Annotated in this window: 15 protein-coding genes; 8 read left to right on the top strand and 7 right to left on the bottom strand. The window is 68.4% G+C overall.

The annotated features are described in order from the left end of the window. Positions 1-60: 60 nt before the first annotated feature. On the bottom strand, positions 61-1,320 hold the full coding sequence (icd, locus tag KV106_RS00075) for an NADP-dependent isocitrate dehydrogenase (RefSeq protein ID WP_057594840.1): 1,260 nt from the start codon (positions 1,318-1,320) through the stop codon (positions 61-63). A gap of 221 nt (positions 1,321-1,541) precedes the next feature. On the opposite strand from icd, the gene KV106_RS00070 reads away from it, so the two are divergent. From KV106_RS00070 to KV106_RS00060, 3 genes are all read left to right on the top strand, one after another. Further along, positions 1,542-1,865 carry a hypothetical protein gene (locus KV106_RS00070; RefSeq protein WP_057594841.1) on the top strand — a complete coding sequence of 108 codons (324 nt, stop codon included), beginning with the start codon at positions 1,542-1,544 and terminating at the stop codon, positions 1,863-1,865. Positions 1,866-2,033: 168 nt separating this feature from the next. Then, positions 2,034-2,225: a hypothetical protein gene (locus tag KV106_RS00065; RefSeq protein ID WP_261205580.1), complete on the top strand. Its 192-nt coding sequence runs from the start codon at positions 2,034-2,036 to the stop codon at positions 2,223-2,225. Between the two features lie 104 nt (positions 2,226-2,329). Beyond that, entirely contained in the window at positions 2,330-2,800 is a 471-nt protein-coding gene (locus tag KV106_RS00060; protein WP_057594843.1) for a DUF192 domain-containing protein, read from the top strand. 108 nt (positions 2,801-2,908) lie between these two features. On the opposite strand, the gene KV106_RS00055 is transcribed toward KV106_RS00060, so the two are convergent. Then, complete coding sequence (locus KV106_RS00055) at positions 2,909-3,490, bottom strand: superoxide dismutase (RefSeq protein WP_261205579.1); 582 nt, start codon at positions 3,488-3,490, stop codon at positions 2,909-2,911. A gap of 59 nt (positions 3,491-3,549) precedes the next feature. Further along, positions 3,550-4,854 carry an exodeoxyribonuclease VII large subunit gene (gene xseA, locus KV106_RS00050; protein WP_261205578.1) on the bottom strand — a complete coding sequence of 435 codons (1,305 nt, stop codon included), beginning with the start codon at positions 4,852-4,854 and terminating at the stop codon, positions 3,550-3,552. Between the two features lie 313 nt (positions 4,855-5,167). Between xseA and KV106_RS00045 the strand changes: the two genes are divergently transcribed. Genes KV106_RS00045 through kdsB form a run of 5 tightly spaced genes read left to right on the top strand, consistent with a single transcriptional unit; the run spans position 5,168 to position 8,238 of the window. After that, positions 5,168-5,800 (top strand): MotA/TolQ/ExbB proton channel family protein, encoded by a 633-nt coding sequence (locus KV106_RS00045; protein WP_057596380.1) that lies wholly within the window; start codon positions 5,168-5,170, stop codon positions 5,798-5,800. Positions 5,801-5,855: 55 nt separating this feature from the next. Continuing rightward, a complete protein-coding gene (locus KV106_RS00040) occupies positions 5,856-6,281 on the top strand; it encodes an ExbD/TolR family protein (protein ID WP_409976473.1) in 426 nt (141 codons plus the stop codon). Between the two features lies 1 nt (position 6,282). Next, positions 6,283-7,311: a tetraacyldisaccharide 4'-kinase gene (lpxK, locus tag KV106_RS00035; RefSeq protein ID WP_261205576.1), complete on the top strand. Its 1,029-nt coding sequence runs from the start codon at positions 6,283-6,285 to the stop codon at positions 7,309-7,311. After that, positions 7,292-7,474 carry a Trm112 family protein gene (locus KV106_RS00030; protein ID WP_057596378.1) on the top strand — a complete coding sequence of 61 codons (183 nt, stop codon included), beginning with the start codon at positions 7,292-7,294 and terminating at the stop codon, positions 7,472-7,474. The genes lpxK and KV106_RS00030 overlap by 20 nt, the downstream gene beginning before the upstream one ends. Then, positions 7,471-8,238: a 3-deoxy-manno-octulosonate cytidylyltransferase gene (gene kdsB / locus KV106_RS00025; protein WP_261205575.1), complete on the top strand. Its 768-nt coding sequence runs from the start codon at positions 7,471-7,473 to the stop codon at positions 8,236-8,238. The genes KV106_RS00030 and kdsB overlap by 4 nt, the downstream gene beginning before the upstream one ends. On the opposite strand, the gene KV106_RS00020 is transcribed toward kdsB, so the two are convergent. From KV106_RS00020 to KV106_RS00005, 4 genes are all read right to left on the bottom strand, one after another. Continuing rightward, entirely contained in the window at positions 8,228-8,551 is a 324-nt protein-coding gene (locus KV106_RS00020) for a hypothetical protein (protein WP_057598756.1), read from the bottom strand. The genes kdsB and KV106_RS00020 overlap by 11 nt on opposite strands. Positions 8,552-8,570: 19 nt before the next feature. Next, complete coding sequence (locus tag KV106_RS00015; RefSeq protein WP_261205573.1) at positions 8,571-13,688, bottom strand: RHS repeat-associated core domain-containing protein; 5,118 nt, start codon at positions 13,686-13,688, stop codon at positions 8,571-8,573. 4 nt (positions 13,689-13,692) lie between these two features. Continuing rightward, positions 13,693-14,721, bottom strand: coding sequence for a DUF2169 family type VI secretion system accessory protein (locus KV106_RS00010; protein WP_261205571.1), 1,029 nt, complete (start codon positions 14,719-14,721; stop codon positions 13,693-13,695). A gap of 2 nt (positions 14,722-14,723) precedes the next feature. Further along, on the bottom strand, positions 14,724-15,474 hold a 751-nt coding region (locus tag KV106_RS00005; RefSeq protein ID WP_409976465.1), incomplete at its 5' end, for a bacteriophage T4 gp5 trimerisation domain-containing protein.

Genomic DNA, 15,474 nt, shown 5'->3' with positions numbered 1-15,474 from the left:
CGCGAGAACCTCGAGGGCTTGCGGCTGTCGCTTCGGCGTTCGAGAACGCCGACGGCGAGATCACATGTTGTCGATCATCACCTGGCCGAAGCCCGAGCAGCTCACTTGCGTCGCGCCGTCCATCAGGCGGGCAAAGTCATAGGTGACCCGCTTGCTGGCGATCGACTTTTCCATCGCGCTGATGATCAGGTCGGCGGCTTCCTTCCAGCCCATGTGGCGCAGCATCATTTCGGCCGAGAGGATTTCGGAGCCGGGATTCACGTAGTCCTTGCCGGCGTACTTGGGCGCGGTGCCGTGGGTGGCTTCGAACATGGCGACCGTGTCGCTGAGGTTCGCGCCCGGAGCGATGCCGATGCCACCGACCTGCGCGGCCAGTGCGTCGGACACGTAGTCGCCGTTGAGGTTGAGCGTTGCGATGACGCTGTATTCGGCGGGACGCAGCAGGATCTGCTGCAGGAACGCGTCGGCGATGCTGTCCTTGACGGTGATGTCCTTGCCGGTCTTCGGGCTCTTGAACTTCATCCACGGGCCGCCGTCGATGAGTTCGGCGCCGAACTCCTTCTGGGCCAGGGCGTAGCCCCAGTCACGGAAGCCACCTTCGGTGAACTTCATGATGTTGCCCTTGTGCACCAGCGTGACGCTCGGCTTGTCGTTGTCGATCGCGTACTGCAGCGCCTTGCGCACCAGGCGCTCGGTGCCCTCCCTCGACACCGGCTTGACGCCGATGCCCGAGGTCTCGGGGAAACGGATCTTCTTGACGCCCATTTCCTCTTGCAGGAACTTGATGAGTTTCTTGGCCTTGTCGCTCTCGGCTTCGAACTCGATGCCGGCGTAGATGTCTTCCGAGTTCTCGCGGAAGATGACCATGTTGGTCTTGTGCGGCTCGCGCACCGGGCTGGGCACGCCTTCGAAGTACTGGATGGGACGCAGGCAGACGTAGAGGTCGAGTTCCTGGCGCAGCGCGACGTTCAGCGAACGGATGCCGCCACCGACGGGCGTGGTCAGCGGGCCCTTGATCGAAACGACGTAGTCGCGCACGGCGTGCAGCGTTTCCTCGGGCAGCCATACGTCGGGACCGTAGACCTTGGTCGACTTCTCGCCGGCATAGACCTCCATCCAGTGGATCTTCTTCTTGCCGCCGTAGGCCTTGGCCACCGCCGCATCCACCACCTTCAGCATCACGGGCGTGATGTCCAGACCGGTGCCATCGCCTTCGATGAAGGGGATGATCGGCTGGTCGGGCACATTCAGGGAGTTGTCGGCGTTGACCGCGATCTTCTGGCCTTCGGCCGGGACTTTGATGTGCTGGTAGCTGGACATGAAGGGGGAAAACTCCGAGGGTGGACCTAATTCAGGACGACTGTCTGCGAATTCAGACAGCGAGGGAGATTCGCTGTACAGCCCGCGAACAAATCGCTGTACATTTTAGACGCAACCCATCAGTGGGCGTTTGTCAACCTGCGGGCCGCCGGCCTCGTTAGTGCCTGACCTTCTGCTCGCCGGGAGGCGTTTCCAACCAATTCTCGATAGAGGAATCATCAATGAGCAAACTTCTCGCAGTCATGATCGCTGGCCTGTTCGCAGCCGGCGCCTATGCCCAAAACCCGGCTGGCACCACCCCCGAACAAGGGAACGCCAGCAACAGCAAGGCGCAGCAACGCGCTGAAGCCCGCAAGGACGCACGTCCTGCCGGCAAGGTGGCTGCTCCCGCTGGCGACATCGCCAAGACGCCCGAAGGCGGCGCCATCGGCACCGACAAGGCTGCCACCTCCGGCGAGAAGCGCGCTGAAACCCGCGACCAGCGTCGTCGCAACAAGGACGGCAGCGTGAAGCGCAAGTCGACCCAAGGCGGCACGCCCAACTAAGGATTCGTCCTCTTGAAAGAAAGCGCTCCATCGGGGCGCTTTTTTTTTCGCCCTCATTGCTTGCTCATTTTTCAGGGGACGCGCCTGTCAACCGCGACGAATGCTTTCCGTTGAACATGCACCTCCACCGGGAGGTGGTCCATACCTAACAATCTCAAAGGATTTGTCATGAAGAAGCTGTTCGCTGCCCTGGTTGCCGGTCTCGTCGCATTCGGTGCCTTTGCCCAACAACCCGCCGAACCCGCCGCGGCCGCTCCCGCGGTCACCAAGGCCAAGGCACCCGCCAAGAAGCACGCCGCCGCCAAGAAGCACAAGGCCCGCAAGGTCGCCAAGGCCCACGTCGCCACCAAGAAGGCGTAAGCTAGCCGCCTTCACAGGCCATGCCCGCCAGGCCCGCGTCAGCGGGCTTTTTTCATGGGGCCGGGCACGGCCTTCTTTGTATGGAAGAGTCTGAAAGAACCCCGATGCTCCAGCGTTTTGCCGCCCTCCTGGCCTGCTCCGTCGCCATCTCCGCCGCCCTGCTCGCTCCGGCCCACGCCCAGCAGGAACCCCAAACCAACCTCCCGCGCACCAAGCTGTCGATCGGCCTCTACACCATCGATGCGCAGATCGCCCAGGCGCCGGTCGAGCGCCAGGTCGGCCTGATGTTCCGCAAGGAGATGCCGCAGGCCGAAGGCATGATCTTCGTGTTCGAGCAGCCGGCCACCCAGTGCTTCTGGATGCGCAACACGCTGCTGCCGCTGACAGCAGCCTTCGTGGCCGAGGACGGCCGCATCGTCAACCTGGCCGACATGAAGCCGCAGACCGACGATTCGCATTGCTCCGAGGAGCCGGTGAAGTACGTGCTCGAGATGAACCAGGGCTGGTTCAAGAAGAAGAACATCAAGAAGGGCGCGAAGATCACCGGCGAATTGTTCGCCGCCGGCAAGCGCTGATTGCTTGCGTGCCCGCGCCGCCAACCGATAGCGGTTGGCCCAGCAAAAAGCCCCGCATGCGGGGCTTTTTCATTCGTGAAAGCACCGTGATGGTGCCTCTCGTCGGTCTCAGCCGAAGTTCTTCTCGGCGAACTCCCAGTTGACCAGCTTGGCCAGGAAGGTCTCGACAAACTTCGGACGCAGGTTGCGGTAGTCGATGTAGTAGGCGTGTTCCCAGACGTCGACCGTCAGCAGCGCCGTGTCGGCGGTCGTCAGCGGCGTGCCGGCGGCGCCGGTGTTCACGATGTCCACGCTGCCGTCGGCCTTCTTCACCAGCCAGGTCCAGCCCGAGCCGAAGTTGCCCACGGCCGACTTCACGAAGGCTTCCTTGAAGGCGTCGTAGCTGCCCCACTTGGCATCGATGGCCTTGGCCAGCGCGCCACTGGGAGCGCCGCCGCCTTGCGGCTTCATGCAGTTCCAGAAGAAGGTGTGGTTCCAGATCTGGGCCGAGTTGTTGTAGATGCCGCCGCTGGACTTCTTGACGATCTCCTCGAGCGTCATCGACTCGAACTCGGTGCCCTTCTGCAGGTTGTTGAGGTTCACCACGTAGGCGTTGTGGTGCTTGCCGTAGTGGTACTCGAGGGTTTCCTTCGAGTACTCGGGCGCCAGCGCGTCAAGGGCGTACGGCAGGGGTGGGAGCACATGTTCCATGGTTTTTTCTCGTGGGTTGGTTGTGGGGAATCGATGATTCTAGAAAGGAAACGTGGCGCTCACGTCGGACGCGTTCCCGTCGCGCCGCGTGACGCGACGGTCAGATCGACGGAGCCATCGGACAGGCGGGCAACGACGGCATCGCCGGGTGCGAGCGCCTTCGCGCTGACGACGGCGCGGCCGTCGGCGTCGGTGATCCAGGCATAGCCGCGCTGCAGCACGAGCGACGGATCGAGCAGCCTCAGCCGCAGCGCGACGCGCTCCAGGCGCTCGCGGCGCTGCACTAGCGCACGGTCGAACTTCGCGGGGAAATCGTCGGCCAGCCTCTGGGCCGCTTGCGATTGCCGCTGCGTCCTCGACAGCACCGCATAGTGCAGGCGCTGTGCGTGATGCGCGAGCCGCAGCTGTTGCCGCGCCACCAGCGTCGAGGGACGGCCCAGCCGGCCGGCGGCCTGGTCGAGCCGCTGGCCCAGCGCATCGAGCCGCGCGCCGATGGCGTCGTCGAGGCGCTCCTCGAGCAGCGCGAGGGCATCGAGCCACAGCGCCCGCGGCGCGCTCACCAGCTCCGCCGCGGCGGTGGGCGTGGGAGCGCGCAGGTCGGCGCAGAAATCGGCGATGGTGAAGTCGGTCTCGTGGCCCACGCCGCTGATGAGCGGCACCGGGCTCTGCACGATGGTGCGCGCCAGGCTCTCGTCGTTGAAGGCCCACAGGTCCTCGATCGAGCCGCCGCCGCGCACCAGCAGGATGACGTCGACCGCAGGCTGCAGCGCATAGAGCGACTGCAGCGCGCGCACCAGTTCGCCGGGCGCACCGGCGCCCTGCACCGCGGCGGGCGCCACCGTCACGGGAATATGGGGCACGCGCCGGCGCAGCGCGGTCACCACGTCGTGGAGCGCCGCGGCGCCCAGCGAGGTGACCACGCCGATGGCGCGCGGCATCACCGGCAGCGCGCGCTTGCGCGCCGGGTCGAACAGCCCCTCGGCCTCGAGGCGCGCCTTGCGCTGCAGGAACTGCTCGAAGAGCGCGCCCTGCCCGGCCCGGCGCAGGCTCTCGACGACCAGTTGCAGGTCGCCGCGCGGCTCGTAGACCGCGAGGCGACCGCGCACCTCGACCTGGTCGCCGTCGCGCGGCGAGAAATCGAGCAGACCCGCCGCGCGGCGGAACATGGCGCAGCGCAGCTGGCCCGACTCGTCCTTGAGCGAGAAGTAACAATGTCCACTCGACGCGCGCGAGAAACCGGAGATTTCGCCGCGCACGGAAACCGGATTGAAGCGGGCATCGAGCGCATCGGCGACCGCGCGGCACAACGCGCCGACGGCCCATACGCGGGGCCCGGCGGGCGGATTCGGGTCACGCAAGTTCACAGAACCGCCGAATCGTGATTTGGCACTCTTCCACAACGGGTGCCGCGGGCGGGGCGCCGCGCCCCCGGGGTCGGACAATTGCACGGTTTCTCGTGCAAGTTGTTGATTTCATTAAAAAAAGCGGTGCCCAAAATTCAATCGATCTAATGGAAAGCCCAGTTGGCGCGGCTCGCGGCGACTTGCGCAGCAGGTTAATCACAAAGTTATCCACAGAATCTGTGCGTCTTGGCCGACACGCAAACAAGCGCCGTGGCGATGGTGGGCTCGGTGGATAATCGCCGCGCATTGACAGCCTACGGGGCCGGAGGATTCCTTGTTTTCCATCATAGTTGCTGCAGGTTGGCCCATCTGGCCGCTGCTCGCTTGCTCGGTGATCGCACTCGCGCTTGTTATAGAACGTTTCACAAGTCTCAAGACGGTGAAAGTGCTGCCGCCCAAGCTGCTCGAAGAAACCATCACGGTGTCGCACAACGCGGTGCCGGGGCCCGACGTGGTGACCAAGCTGGAAAACAACTCGATGCTCGGCCAGGTGCTGGCCGCCGGCCTGCGGGCGCTGAACGCCAATCCGCGCTGCACCGAGGACGACCTGCGCGCCGCCATGGAGGCCTCGGGCCGCACCGTGGCGCACCGGCTGGAGCGCTACCTGCCCGCCCTCGCCACCATCGCCTCGGCCGCCCCGCTGCTCGGGCTGCTGGGCACGGTGATCGGCATGATCGAGATCTTCGGCTCGCAGTCGCCCACCAGCGGCGCGGTGGGCTCGGGCAATCCGGCGCAGCTCGCGCACGGCATCTCGATCGCGCTCTACAACACCGCCTTCGGCCTGATCGTCGCGATCCCGACCCTGATCTTCTGGCGCTATTTCCGCAGCCGCGTCGACGAGTACCTGCTGAACCTGGAACTCTCGGGCGAGCGCTTCGCGCGCCATCTCAACGCGCTGCGCAAATGAGCGCGCCCACCGCCGCCATGGCCGCCGCCGGGAGCGCCCGATGAGCCGCGGCCGCATGCAGTTTCGCCACGGCGCGCGCGACGAGCCCGAGATCAACCTGATCCCGTTCATCGACGTGCTGCTGGTGGTGCTGATCTTCCTGATGCTGTCGACCACCTACAGCAAGTTCACCGAGATGCAGCTGCGGCTGCCGACGGCGGACGTGGACGCGCAGCGCGACTATCCCAAGGAAGTGATCGTCGGCGTCTCGGCCGACGGGCGCTACTCGATCAACAAGACGCAGTTGCCCGACCGCGCCGTGGACACCGTGGCGGCGGCGCTCGCCGCGGCCGCCACCGGCGGCAAGGACAGCGTGGTGATCATCAGCGCCGATGCCAGCAGTCCGCACCAGGCCGTGGTCACGGTGATGGAAGCGGCGCGCCGCGCGGGCCTGATGCAGATCACCTTCGCCGCCCAGTCGACGGCGCAAGCCGGGCACTGAGTTGCCGTCGCAGGGGCGCAACGGCACCGACACCGGCGCAACCGCCTCGCGGCTTCGGCACGCCTGGCTGCGGCGCGGACCTCTCGCGCTGCTGCTGTGGCCCTTGTCCCTGCTCTTTCGCACCCTGGTGGCGCTGCGCGCGCTGCTCTATCGCCTCGGTTGGCTGCGGGCCGAACGCATGCCGGTGCCGGTGGTGATCGTCGGCAACGTGATCGCGGGTGGCGCGGGCAAGACGCCGGTGGTGATGGCCGTGGCGCGGCATCTTCGTGCGCGGGGTTGGCGGGTGGGCGTGGTGTCGCGCGGCTACGGCCGGCATACGGACGACTGCCGCGAAGTCTTGCCCGACAGCGATCCGCGCGAGGTCGGCGACGAGCCGGCGCTGATCCGGCGCAGCACGGGCGTGCCGGTGTTCGTGGCGCGCCGCCGCGCCGAGGCGGCGCGCGCGCTGCTCGCGGCCCATCCCGCCACGCAGGTCATCGTCTGCGACGACGGCCTGCAGCACCTGGCGCTGGCGCGCGACATCGAGATCTGCGTGTTCGACGACCGCGGCATCGGCAATGGCTGGCTGCTGCCGGCCGGCCCCTTGCGCGAACCCTGGCCGCGCGATTGCGACCTGCTGCTGCACAGCGGCGAGCATCCGGCCTTCGCCGGCGGCTTCACCGCCACGCGCCAGCTGGCGACCTACGCGGTGGCGAACGACGGCACCCGGACGCCGCTGGCCTCGCTGGCTGCGCGCCCCATCACGGCGCTGGCGGCGATCGCGCGGCCCGAGGCCTTCTTCGAGATGCTGCGCGCGCAAGGCATCGAACCCGAACGAACCATCGCCCTGCCCGATCACCACGATTTCGTCGACTGGCAGGACGACCTGCCGGCCGACCACCTGCTGCTGTGCACCGAGAAGGACGCGGTCAAGCTCTGGCGCAAGAAGCCCGATGCGCTGGCCGTGCCGCTGCTGTTCGAACCCTCCGACGCCTTCCTCGCGGCACTCGACGCAAAGCTATCATCGACCGATGGACACCAAGCTGCTTGAACTGCTCGTCTGCCCCGTCACCAAGGGCCCCCTGACCTGGAATCCCGAAAAGCAGGAACTCTGTTCGCGCAGCGCGCGCCTGGCCTATCCGGTGCGCGACGGCATCCCGGTGCTGCTCGAGAACGAGGCCCGCACCCTGTCCGACGACGAGCTCGGGCTGTGAGCTTCACGGTTCTGGTGCCGGCCCGGCTGGCGTCGACGCGGCTGCCCGACAAGCCGCTGGCCGACATCGCCGGCGTGCCGATGGTGGCGCGCGTGGCGCAGCGCGCGGCGCAATCCGGCGCGGCGCGCGTGGTGGTGGCAGCGGACCATGCCTCGATCCTCGCGGCCTGCCAGGCCCATGGGGTGGAGGCGATCCTCACGCGCCAGGACCATCCGAGCGGCAGCGACCGCCTCGCCGAGGCCTGCGAACAGCTCGGTCTCGACGGCGACGCGGTGGTGGTCAACGTGCAGGGCGACGAGCCGCTGATCGACCCGGCGCTGATCGACGCCGTGGCCGCGGCGCTGCTCTCGCGGCCCGATGCCGCGATGAGCACCGCGGTGCATGCCATCGATTCGGTGGCCGACTACCTCAATCCCAACGTCGTGAAGGCCGTGCTCGACGCGCAGGGCAACGCGCTCTATTTCAGCCGTGCGCCGATCCCGTGGTGGCGCGACGGCGCCGCGCCCGGCGTGCCGCCTGCGCGGCTGCCCTCGCCGGCGCCGCTGCGCCACATCGGCATCTACGGCTACCGCGCGGGCTTCGTGCGCCAATTTCCCGCGCTGCCGCCCTCGCCGCTCGAAGGCATCGAGGCGCTCGAGCAGTTGCGCGCGTTGTGGCATGGGCACCGCATCGCGGTGCACGTGAGCGACGCGGCGCCGGGTCCGGGCGTGGATACGCCGGAAGACCTGGCGCGGGTGCGGGCGCTGTTCGCCGCTACGACTTGAGCATCACCTGCCACAACCGGCCGGCCGGATCGGTCACGCGGACGTCGTAGAACCTCGGGTGCTCCCAGGTTTCGAACGGCAATCCGATCTGCTCGAGGGTCTCGAAGAAGGCATCGGGGTCGGCCTGGCTCGACACCGAGACGAAGATCTCGGTGCTCGCAGAAGGCTTGGACGGCGCCTCGGTGAAGTAGAACTCGAAGCCTTGATGGCCGGGCGCCACGTAGGAACGCCCGTCCTGGCTCGCAAACCCCAGCAAGGCCAGGAAGCGCTCCATGCGGGGCTTGTCGTTCGATCCGAGGATCACGGAAATCATGGCGTCGGCGCTTTCGGTGTCAGTCGCATTGCAGCTTCTTGTACTTCATTCGCGGCCGGCAGTTGCACTTGGCCCGCATCTCGTCGATGGTTCTGAACACGCCGTCCGAATCCTTGACCTTCTTGACCACCGTCGCCTTGTGCCCGAGCTTGGAGAGTTCCTCGAGCTCCGCGGCGTAATAGGGACTGTTGGAACCCTGCACGCCGATGGTCTGGAAGGTGTAGCCCTCGGCGGCGCGGTCGCGGATCCACTGCCGGTTGAAATCCACCGCCTCGCACATCCGGCGCCGCCACTCCTCGGGATCGGTCACGCCCTTGAGATTGGGGAAATTGTCGGGCCAGTCGTTCTTGATGGTCCGGGCGCCGAGCCTCGACGCAACGGCCTCGACGGCATCCTGCCCTTCGCCCAGCAGGATGATGCCCGCCAGGCCGTACGGGTCGATCCAGCCGATGGGGTTGGGCGCATAGGCAAAGAAGTTCTCGCCGCCGGCCAGGCCGATCGGGTCCTCGCTCACGAAGCGCCCGACATCGGGGTCGTAGTAGCGAAAGCGGCTGTAGTGCAGCCCGCTTTCGGCGTCGAAGTACTGGCCCTGGAACCGCAGGTTCTGCTCGACGGGCTGCGTCCCGGCGCGCGGCGTGCTTGAAGGCACCTCCACCTTGAGCGTGTTGCCCCAGGCCTTGTAGCTCGCGCTCCAGACGATCTCGCCATCCTCGCTGCTGAGCTCGCGCGGCGTGCCGAGGTGGTCGGTGTGGTAGTAGCGGATGCGCCAGGCATCGAGATCGACCACCGAGGCGCCGGCGGCTGGCTCGTCCTGCGCCGGCACGACGGGCGCTGCCTCGCCCTCGCCCCGGCTGCGCGCCTGGATCTGGCGTGCGGTGGCCAGCATCCGGTCGACGAAGGCGGTGCGGGACCGGCGAGGCTGCCAGTCCTGCTCTTCGTCGTCCTCTCGCGCCTCGCCCGCCGGCTCGCCCCGGAGGACTTCGGCCTGGACCTGCGCGACCGGCACGAAGCCAAGCCCCTGGTAGAGATACAGCGTCTGCAGCGCGCCGCGCTGCTCGCTCAGCAGCCGGTTGCCGTCCCATTCGAACAGCGTGCGTCCGAGCCGATCGCTTTTCTCGATGCGGCGCCCGAATGCGTCGTAGCGGTAGCGCGTGGTCTGCGTCGTGGTGCTGCCGCCCTGGCCCTGCCGCACCACGGTGACGCCCTGGAGCTGGTGCTCCACGTCCCACTCGAACTGCATGCGCGTGTGCCGGCCGATCCTCTTCTCGACCAGGTTGCCGTGGCTGTCGTAGCGGTAGCGCTTGTCCTCGAACACCTCGACGCGGTTGTCCTTGATCGCCCCCGCCGAAGGGGCGGCACCGCCGCCGGCGTCCGCGCCGGGCAGCAGGTTGTGGGCCGGATCGAACGCGAACTGCTCCTGCGACATCGGCTGCAATGCCGACAGCAGCCGGCCGATGCGGTCGTAGCCATAGCGCGCGCGGCCATGCCGGCGATCGACCAGTTCGAGCAGGTTGCCGCCAGGGTCGTAGACATACTGGCGCGCCAGCACGAAGCGCTCGTCCCATCCCGGGACGGCATCGGTGCCGGCACCGGGATCGACCCGCGCCTCGTCGGCCCGCGGGCGCGCGGTGGCCTGGGCCAGCAGGCGGCCGACCGGATCGTAGCGATAGCGGCTCTCCAGCGCGCCCTGGCTGCGCGCGACCTCCCGATGCAGCGCATCGCGCTCGATGTCGCAGACCACCCGGCCGTCGAGGTTGATCTGGTGCAGATGGCCCGAACCGTAGTGGAGCCAGCGGATCTCGCGCCCGTCAGGCAGCACGGTGGCCAGCCGGTTGCCGAGCGCGTCGTAGCGATGGCGCTGCGTCGTGCGCAGCCCCTGGCCGACGCGGGTCTCCTCGAGCAACTGGCCCATGGCGTCGTAGCCCAGCGAGATCCGGCCGCCGTTGTCGTTGGCGGCCTCGACCAGCCGGCCCGCGGCATCGTGGCGATAGTGCGTGGACTTGTGCTGCGCCACGCGCCGCCCCCGCGCGTCGAGCACGTGGCCCGCCACGAGCTTGTGCACCAGCCGCCCGCCCGCGTCGCGCTCGTAGCGGGTCACGATCGCCTGGCCGGCGGCGCTCGCCGCGGCAGCCGTCACCTCGTCCGTCAGGCCGAAGCCCCAGGGATCCTCGAAGGTCGGCGCGGTGCGCCTCGGCGGCAGGGCCTGCGGCGTGCCCGGCTGGCGCGATTGCTCGCGCGCCAGCCGCTGGTCGAGCCGCTGGCGCAGGGTCAGGCAGCCGAGCTCGATCTTCGCGAGCAGCAAGCCCGCGGGATCCCGCACGTAGCGCGTGTGGCGACCGTCGAAGCCGGTCTCCTCGACCAGCCGGCCCAGCGCGTCGTAGCCGAAGTCGTAGCGCACGGCGTTCTCGTTGTAGAGCGCCACCAGGCGGCGGGCGCCGTCGTACTCGTAGCGCAGTTCGCCGCCGGCCGCATTGCGCCGCACCAGCGGCAGTCCATCGAGCGCGAGCAGGTATTCGGTGCGGGCACCCAGCGGACTCACATGCGCCGTGAGGCGGCCCGCCGCGTCGTACTCGAAGCGTTCGACCGTGCCGTCGGCGCCGACGAGCGAGCGCAGCCGTCCGAGCTCGTCGCGCTGGTAGCGGGTGGTGTGGCCCAGCGCATCGGTCACGCTCTCGAGCCGGCCCCACTCGTCGTAGCCGTAGCCCGTGGGCTGCCCCGAGCAATCGACCTGCCGCACGACCTGTCCCGCCGCGTTGTAGCTCAGGTGGCGCGTCTTGCCGAGCGCGTCGACGATGGCGACCGGCAGGCCGCGGTCGTCGTACCGGTAGCGCGTGGGCTGCCCCAGCGCGTCGATCACCTCGACCAGGTTGCCGCGCGCGTCGTAGCGGTACCCGGTGGTGGCGCCGAGCGCATCGGCCAGGCTCGCGGGCTGGCCCGTCGCCGTGTCGTAGCGCACGGTGGTCACCACGAACTCGGTGTCGGTGGCCCCCGGAACCTGCACGCGCACCGGCCGGCCGCGTTCGTCATAACCGTAGCGCGTGGTCCGCCCGGCCGGATCGGTCAGCGCGAGCAGGCGGCCGAAGGCATCGAGCTGCCGCACGGTGCGCCCGCCCATCGCGTCGACCGTGGCGGTCCATTCGCGGTCGGCGTTGAATTCGTAGACCTCGACACGGCCCAGCTGGTCGGTCACGCGGGTCGCTCGCGCCAGGTACTCGAAGTCGTAGCGCTCGCCGTTCGAGATCTCGCTGCAACGCACCCGGCCGTGCGGCGCCTCCACGTCGTAGGCGTAGGAGGCGCGCAGGCCGCCGGGCTCGGTGTGCGCCACCAGCACGTGGTTGCGGTACTCGAATTCGCGCCGCATGCCGCCGAGCCGGTCGGTCACGCGGACCAGGTCGCCCGCGCGGTCGTACTCGTAGCCCACCAGCGGCGTGCGGCGCCCGCCGTCGGCCGACAGCAGCTCGACCTTGCGCAGCCGCAGCGGCTCGCGCGCGCCTGGCACGACGTGCTCGAAGCCGAGCAGCAGCACCCGCCCCGCGCTGTCGACGATGCGCTCGGGCAGCGCCGAGGGGCCGTGCTCGATGTCGATCCGGTTGTCGTTGCGGTCCACGATCGACGCCAGCAGGTAGCGGGCGCTCCGCCCCGCGCCGCCGGGGAAGCGCCGGAAGACGAAGCGCTGCTCGCCATCCAGGCCTTCCAGCTGCAGCCGCTGCGCATCGAGCGCCCTGAGCGTGAAGCGTTCGAACTCGTTGTAGTGGCTGGCACCGGGCTTGAGCGCGGGAAAGACGATGTCGCGGCCGGATTCGTCGACCAGCACGAGCTTCGCGCGCCCCTGGATGCGCCGCTCCTCCACGACGAGGCCCAGCGGCAGGGTCCAGCCCTGCCCCAGCCAGCCGACGCGCGCATTGCGCGAGACGTAGGTGCGCTGCCACGGCAGCGGCAGCGGTGCTGGCAGGTCGAAGTCGAGCTCGAGCCCGCCACCCAGCACCTTGCAGCCGAGCACCGGGTTCACGGGCTTGCCCACCACCGGGCACATCGGGCAGACATCGGGCTTGCGATCCCCCGGCGTGCTCGAATCCTCCCCGTCCGCCAGCCTGCGCGGATGCGGCTCGCCGCCCTCGTGCGGCCGCTCCTTGTGCTTCTTCTTGAACTCCTTGAGCTTGCGGATCGCCGCCGCGATGTCATCGCCCTTGGTGATGCCGGCCTTGGCCATCAGTTGCGCGGCCTTGGTCGCGCCGCCCGCCGCCGCGCCCACGCCGGCCGTCGCCAGCGAGACGGCCACGGCCTCCGCGGTCTGGCCGAGGATCACGCCCACGGCCTCGCAGCCCTTGCCCTGCTTGACCATCTCCTCGACCTGCGCGGCAATCTCGCAGAGCTGGTCCTGCAGCATGTCGGCCGCGAAGTCGAGCAGGTCGTCCATGGTGATGGAGCCGTCGCGCAGGCCGTTGATCACGCCCACCACCTGCTTGCCCGCCTCCACCGCCTGGGCACCGAACTTCTGCAGCCCGTCGACCGCGCTGCTCATCGAGCCCAGCGGGTCGGAGAAGAAGGCCTTGATGCCGCCCCACACGCTGCCGAGCATGTCGCCCACCGCGGCCACGTCGCCGGTGATGGTGTTCCAGGCGCCCGAGAGCACGTCCTTGCCGCAGCCCGCGGGGTCCGCGAACATGCGGTCCTTGCTGGCCACGCCGAGGGCGGCCATGTTGGTCTTCATCTGCTCCCAGCAGGCCTTGTCGGCGATCGCCTGCTCGGGGTTGATGCTGGTGTAGACCTTGGCCGGCGCATTCCCCTTGTTGATGGTGCCCATGTGGCCGTTGAACACGGCCAGGCCGCCGTCGATGTGCAGCGTCTGCGACCACTCCTTGGGCTCGAACTCGTCCATGTACGTGCCCGACATGACGCCCTTGCCCTTGCCGGCCTCGCCGCCGCGGCTGACCGGCACGCGCGAGCGGTCGAGGAAGTACTCGTTGGTGCGGCCGTCGGAACGGCTGGCGGTCTGCACCGATTCGTCGAAGTACGAGATCGTCCAGTAGGGAACCGGCACGCCCTTGTCGGGCTTGAGCGGCGTGTACTTCCAGTCGGGCGCCTTGGCCAGCGCGAAGTGTTCGTGGCGTTTCTCCGCCTGCTCGGGCGCGGCCATGCGTTCAGCGCTCCATGATGCTGAGGTTGGCCTGCGACCAGTCCTGCGCGCCGGTGGTCAGCCGCCAGACCAGCGCCAGCGTGCCCAGGTCGAGGTCGATGTGGACGGTCGACAGGTCCATGTCCAGCGGCACCACGATGCCGTCGTGGTCCGCCATCAGCGCGGTGGCCTTGAGCGCCGGCAGGCGAAAGCCGCGCACGGCCTCGAACAGGCCCTCGAGCTCCACGTCCTCGTCGCCGCGCAGATAGCCGTTGGTCTGCTGGTCGTCGGGCGCGCAGTTGAAGTAGCGCAGGTCGAAGTCGCGCGGCAGGTGCGGCGCGACCTGCTTGCGCCAGGCCTCGTCGGTGGTGCCGATGCGCGAGACGCGCGGCTGCCAGTCGCCGGGCACGGGCGCGAAGTTGAGAGTGCGGTAATGGCGGCCGGGCGCGGCGGCCAGCGTCTCCTCGGGCGACAGCAGCTGCGGCGCCGGCCATTCGCGGTCGCGCTCCCAGCGCTCGCCGCGTTCGCCGCGGTGCCGGCCGCCGAAGCCGACGCCGACCGGGTTGGCGAGCCAGGCATCGCGCGGCTCGTCGTCGCCGCTCGGATGCTCGCCGCCGAAGGCATGCTCGTAGAGCAGCGGCACGCCGCGCACCGGCGCGGGATGCGACAGCTCCCAGCCCCCCATGGCGCGGTAGCGCCAGTGGCGCGGCCCCGTGAGCTGCAGCGACTTGCGCAGCGCGCCCACCTGCACGTGCGCGAGCCAGCCATGGGCCGGTTCGCCGCCCGGCGCCCTGGCCTCGCCGGTCACCAGCACGTCGGTGCGTTCGCGAAACGGGATCAGGTCGCTGGGCTGCAGCAGGCTCGACGCACCCGGCTCTCCCGCGTAGCGGTCGGCCATGTTCAGCGGCGGCTGCTCCTCGAGCGGCGACAGGCCCTGGGCCGTGATCGCGAAGGTCGCCTTGGCGGCGAGGCTGTGGTATTCCTTTTCGTCGTACAGCTCGGTGTCGAATCCAAAGGCGGGGTACGGGGTCTCGTTGATCAGGGCGATGGCCATCGTCAGTTCATGTGGATGTGCTGGCCGTCCATGTCGACGACGGTGGCGCCGTTGACCTGGATGCGGTCGCCGCGGATGGCGATGGTTCCGTCCGACTTGAGCGTGATCGACGAGGCACCGCACACCAGCGTGAGCTCATCGCCGGCCTGGTGCACCATGGTGCTGCCGGCGTTCACGCTGACCGTCTTGCCCGAGCTCAGCGAATAGCTGGTGCCAACCGTGGTCGCGTAGCGGGTGCCGACGTTGTGCGTGTGCAGGAAGCCCACGTTGCTCATCCACATCGCGCCCACGTTGAGGTTGTAGGCGGCGCCGATGTTGGTCATCTGCGCGATGCCCACGTTCTTCAGGCTGGTCAGGCCGATGGTCTCCTGCTTGTTGGAGCCCACCGTGAGGTTCTGGTTGACGCCGATCTTCACCTTCTCGTTGTTGCCCACCGTCTCCGTGCGGTTGACGCCGATCTTGATGGTCTCGTTGAGGCCGACGTCCTCCTTGCGGTTCTCGCCGATCGAGATCGTCTCGTTCTGGTCCACGCGCTCGCCGCGGTTCTTGTGGATGGTGATGCGCTCGTTGCCGTCGACGGTCTCGGTGCGGTCGTTGTGCACCGTGATGGTCTCGTCGTGGTCCACGGTCTCGGTACGGTCGTGGCCCACGTGCACCGTCTCGTCGTGGTCGATGGTCTTGGCGCGGTCGTGGCCCACCCAATGGGTCTCGTCGTGCTCGACCTCGATGTCCTGGTTGCGCTCGGCATGCAGC

Origin of the sequence: Variovorax endophyticus (assembly GCF_025376855.1) — a bacterium.
Taxonomy (GTDB): domain Bacteria; phylum Pseudomonadota; class Gammaproteobacteria; order Burkholderiales; family Burkholderiaceae_C; genus Variovorax.
This window is presented reverse-complemented; position numbering and strand designations above follow the sequence as displayed.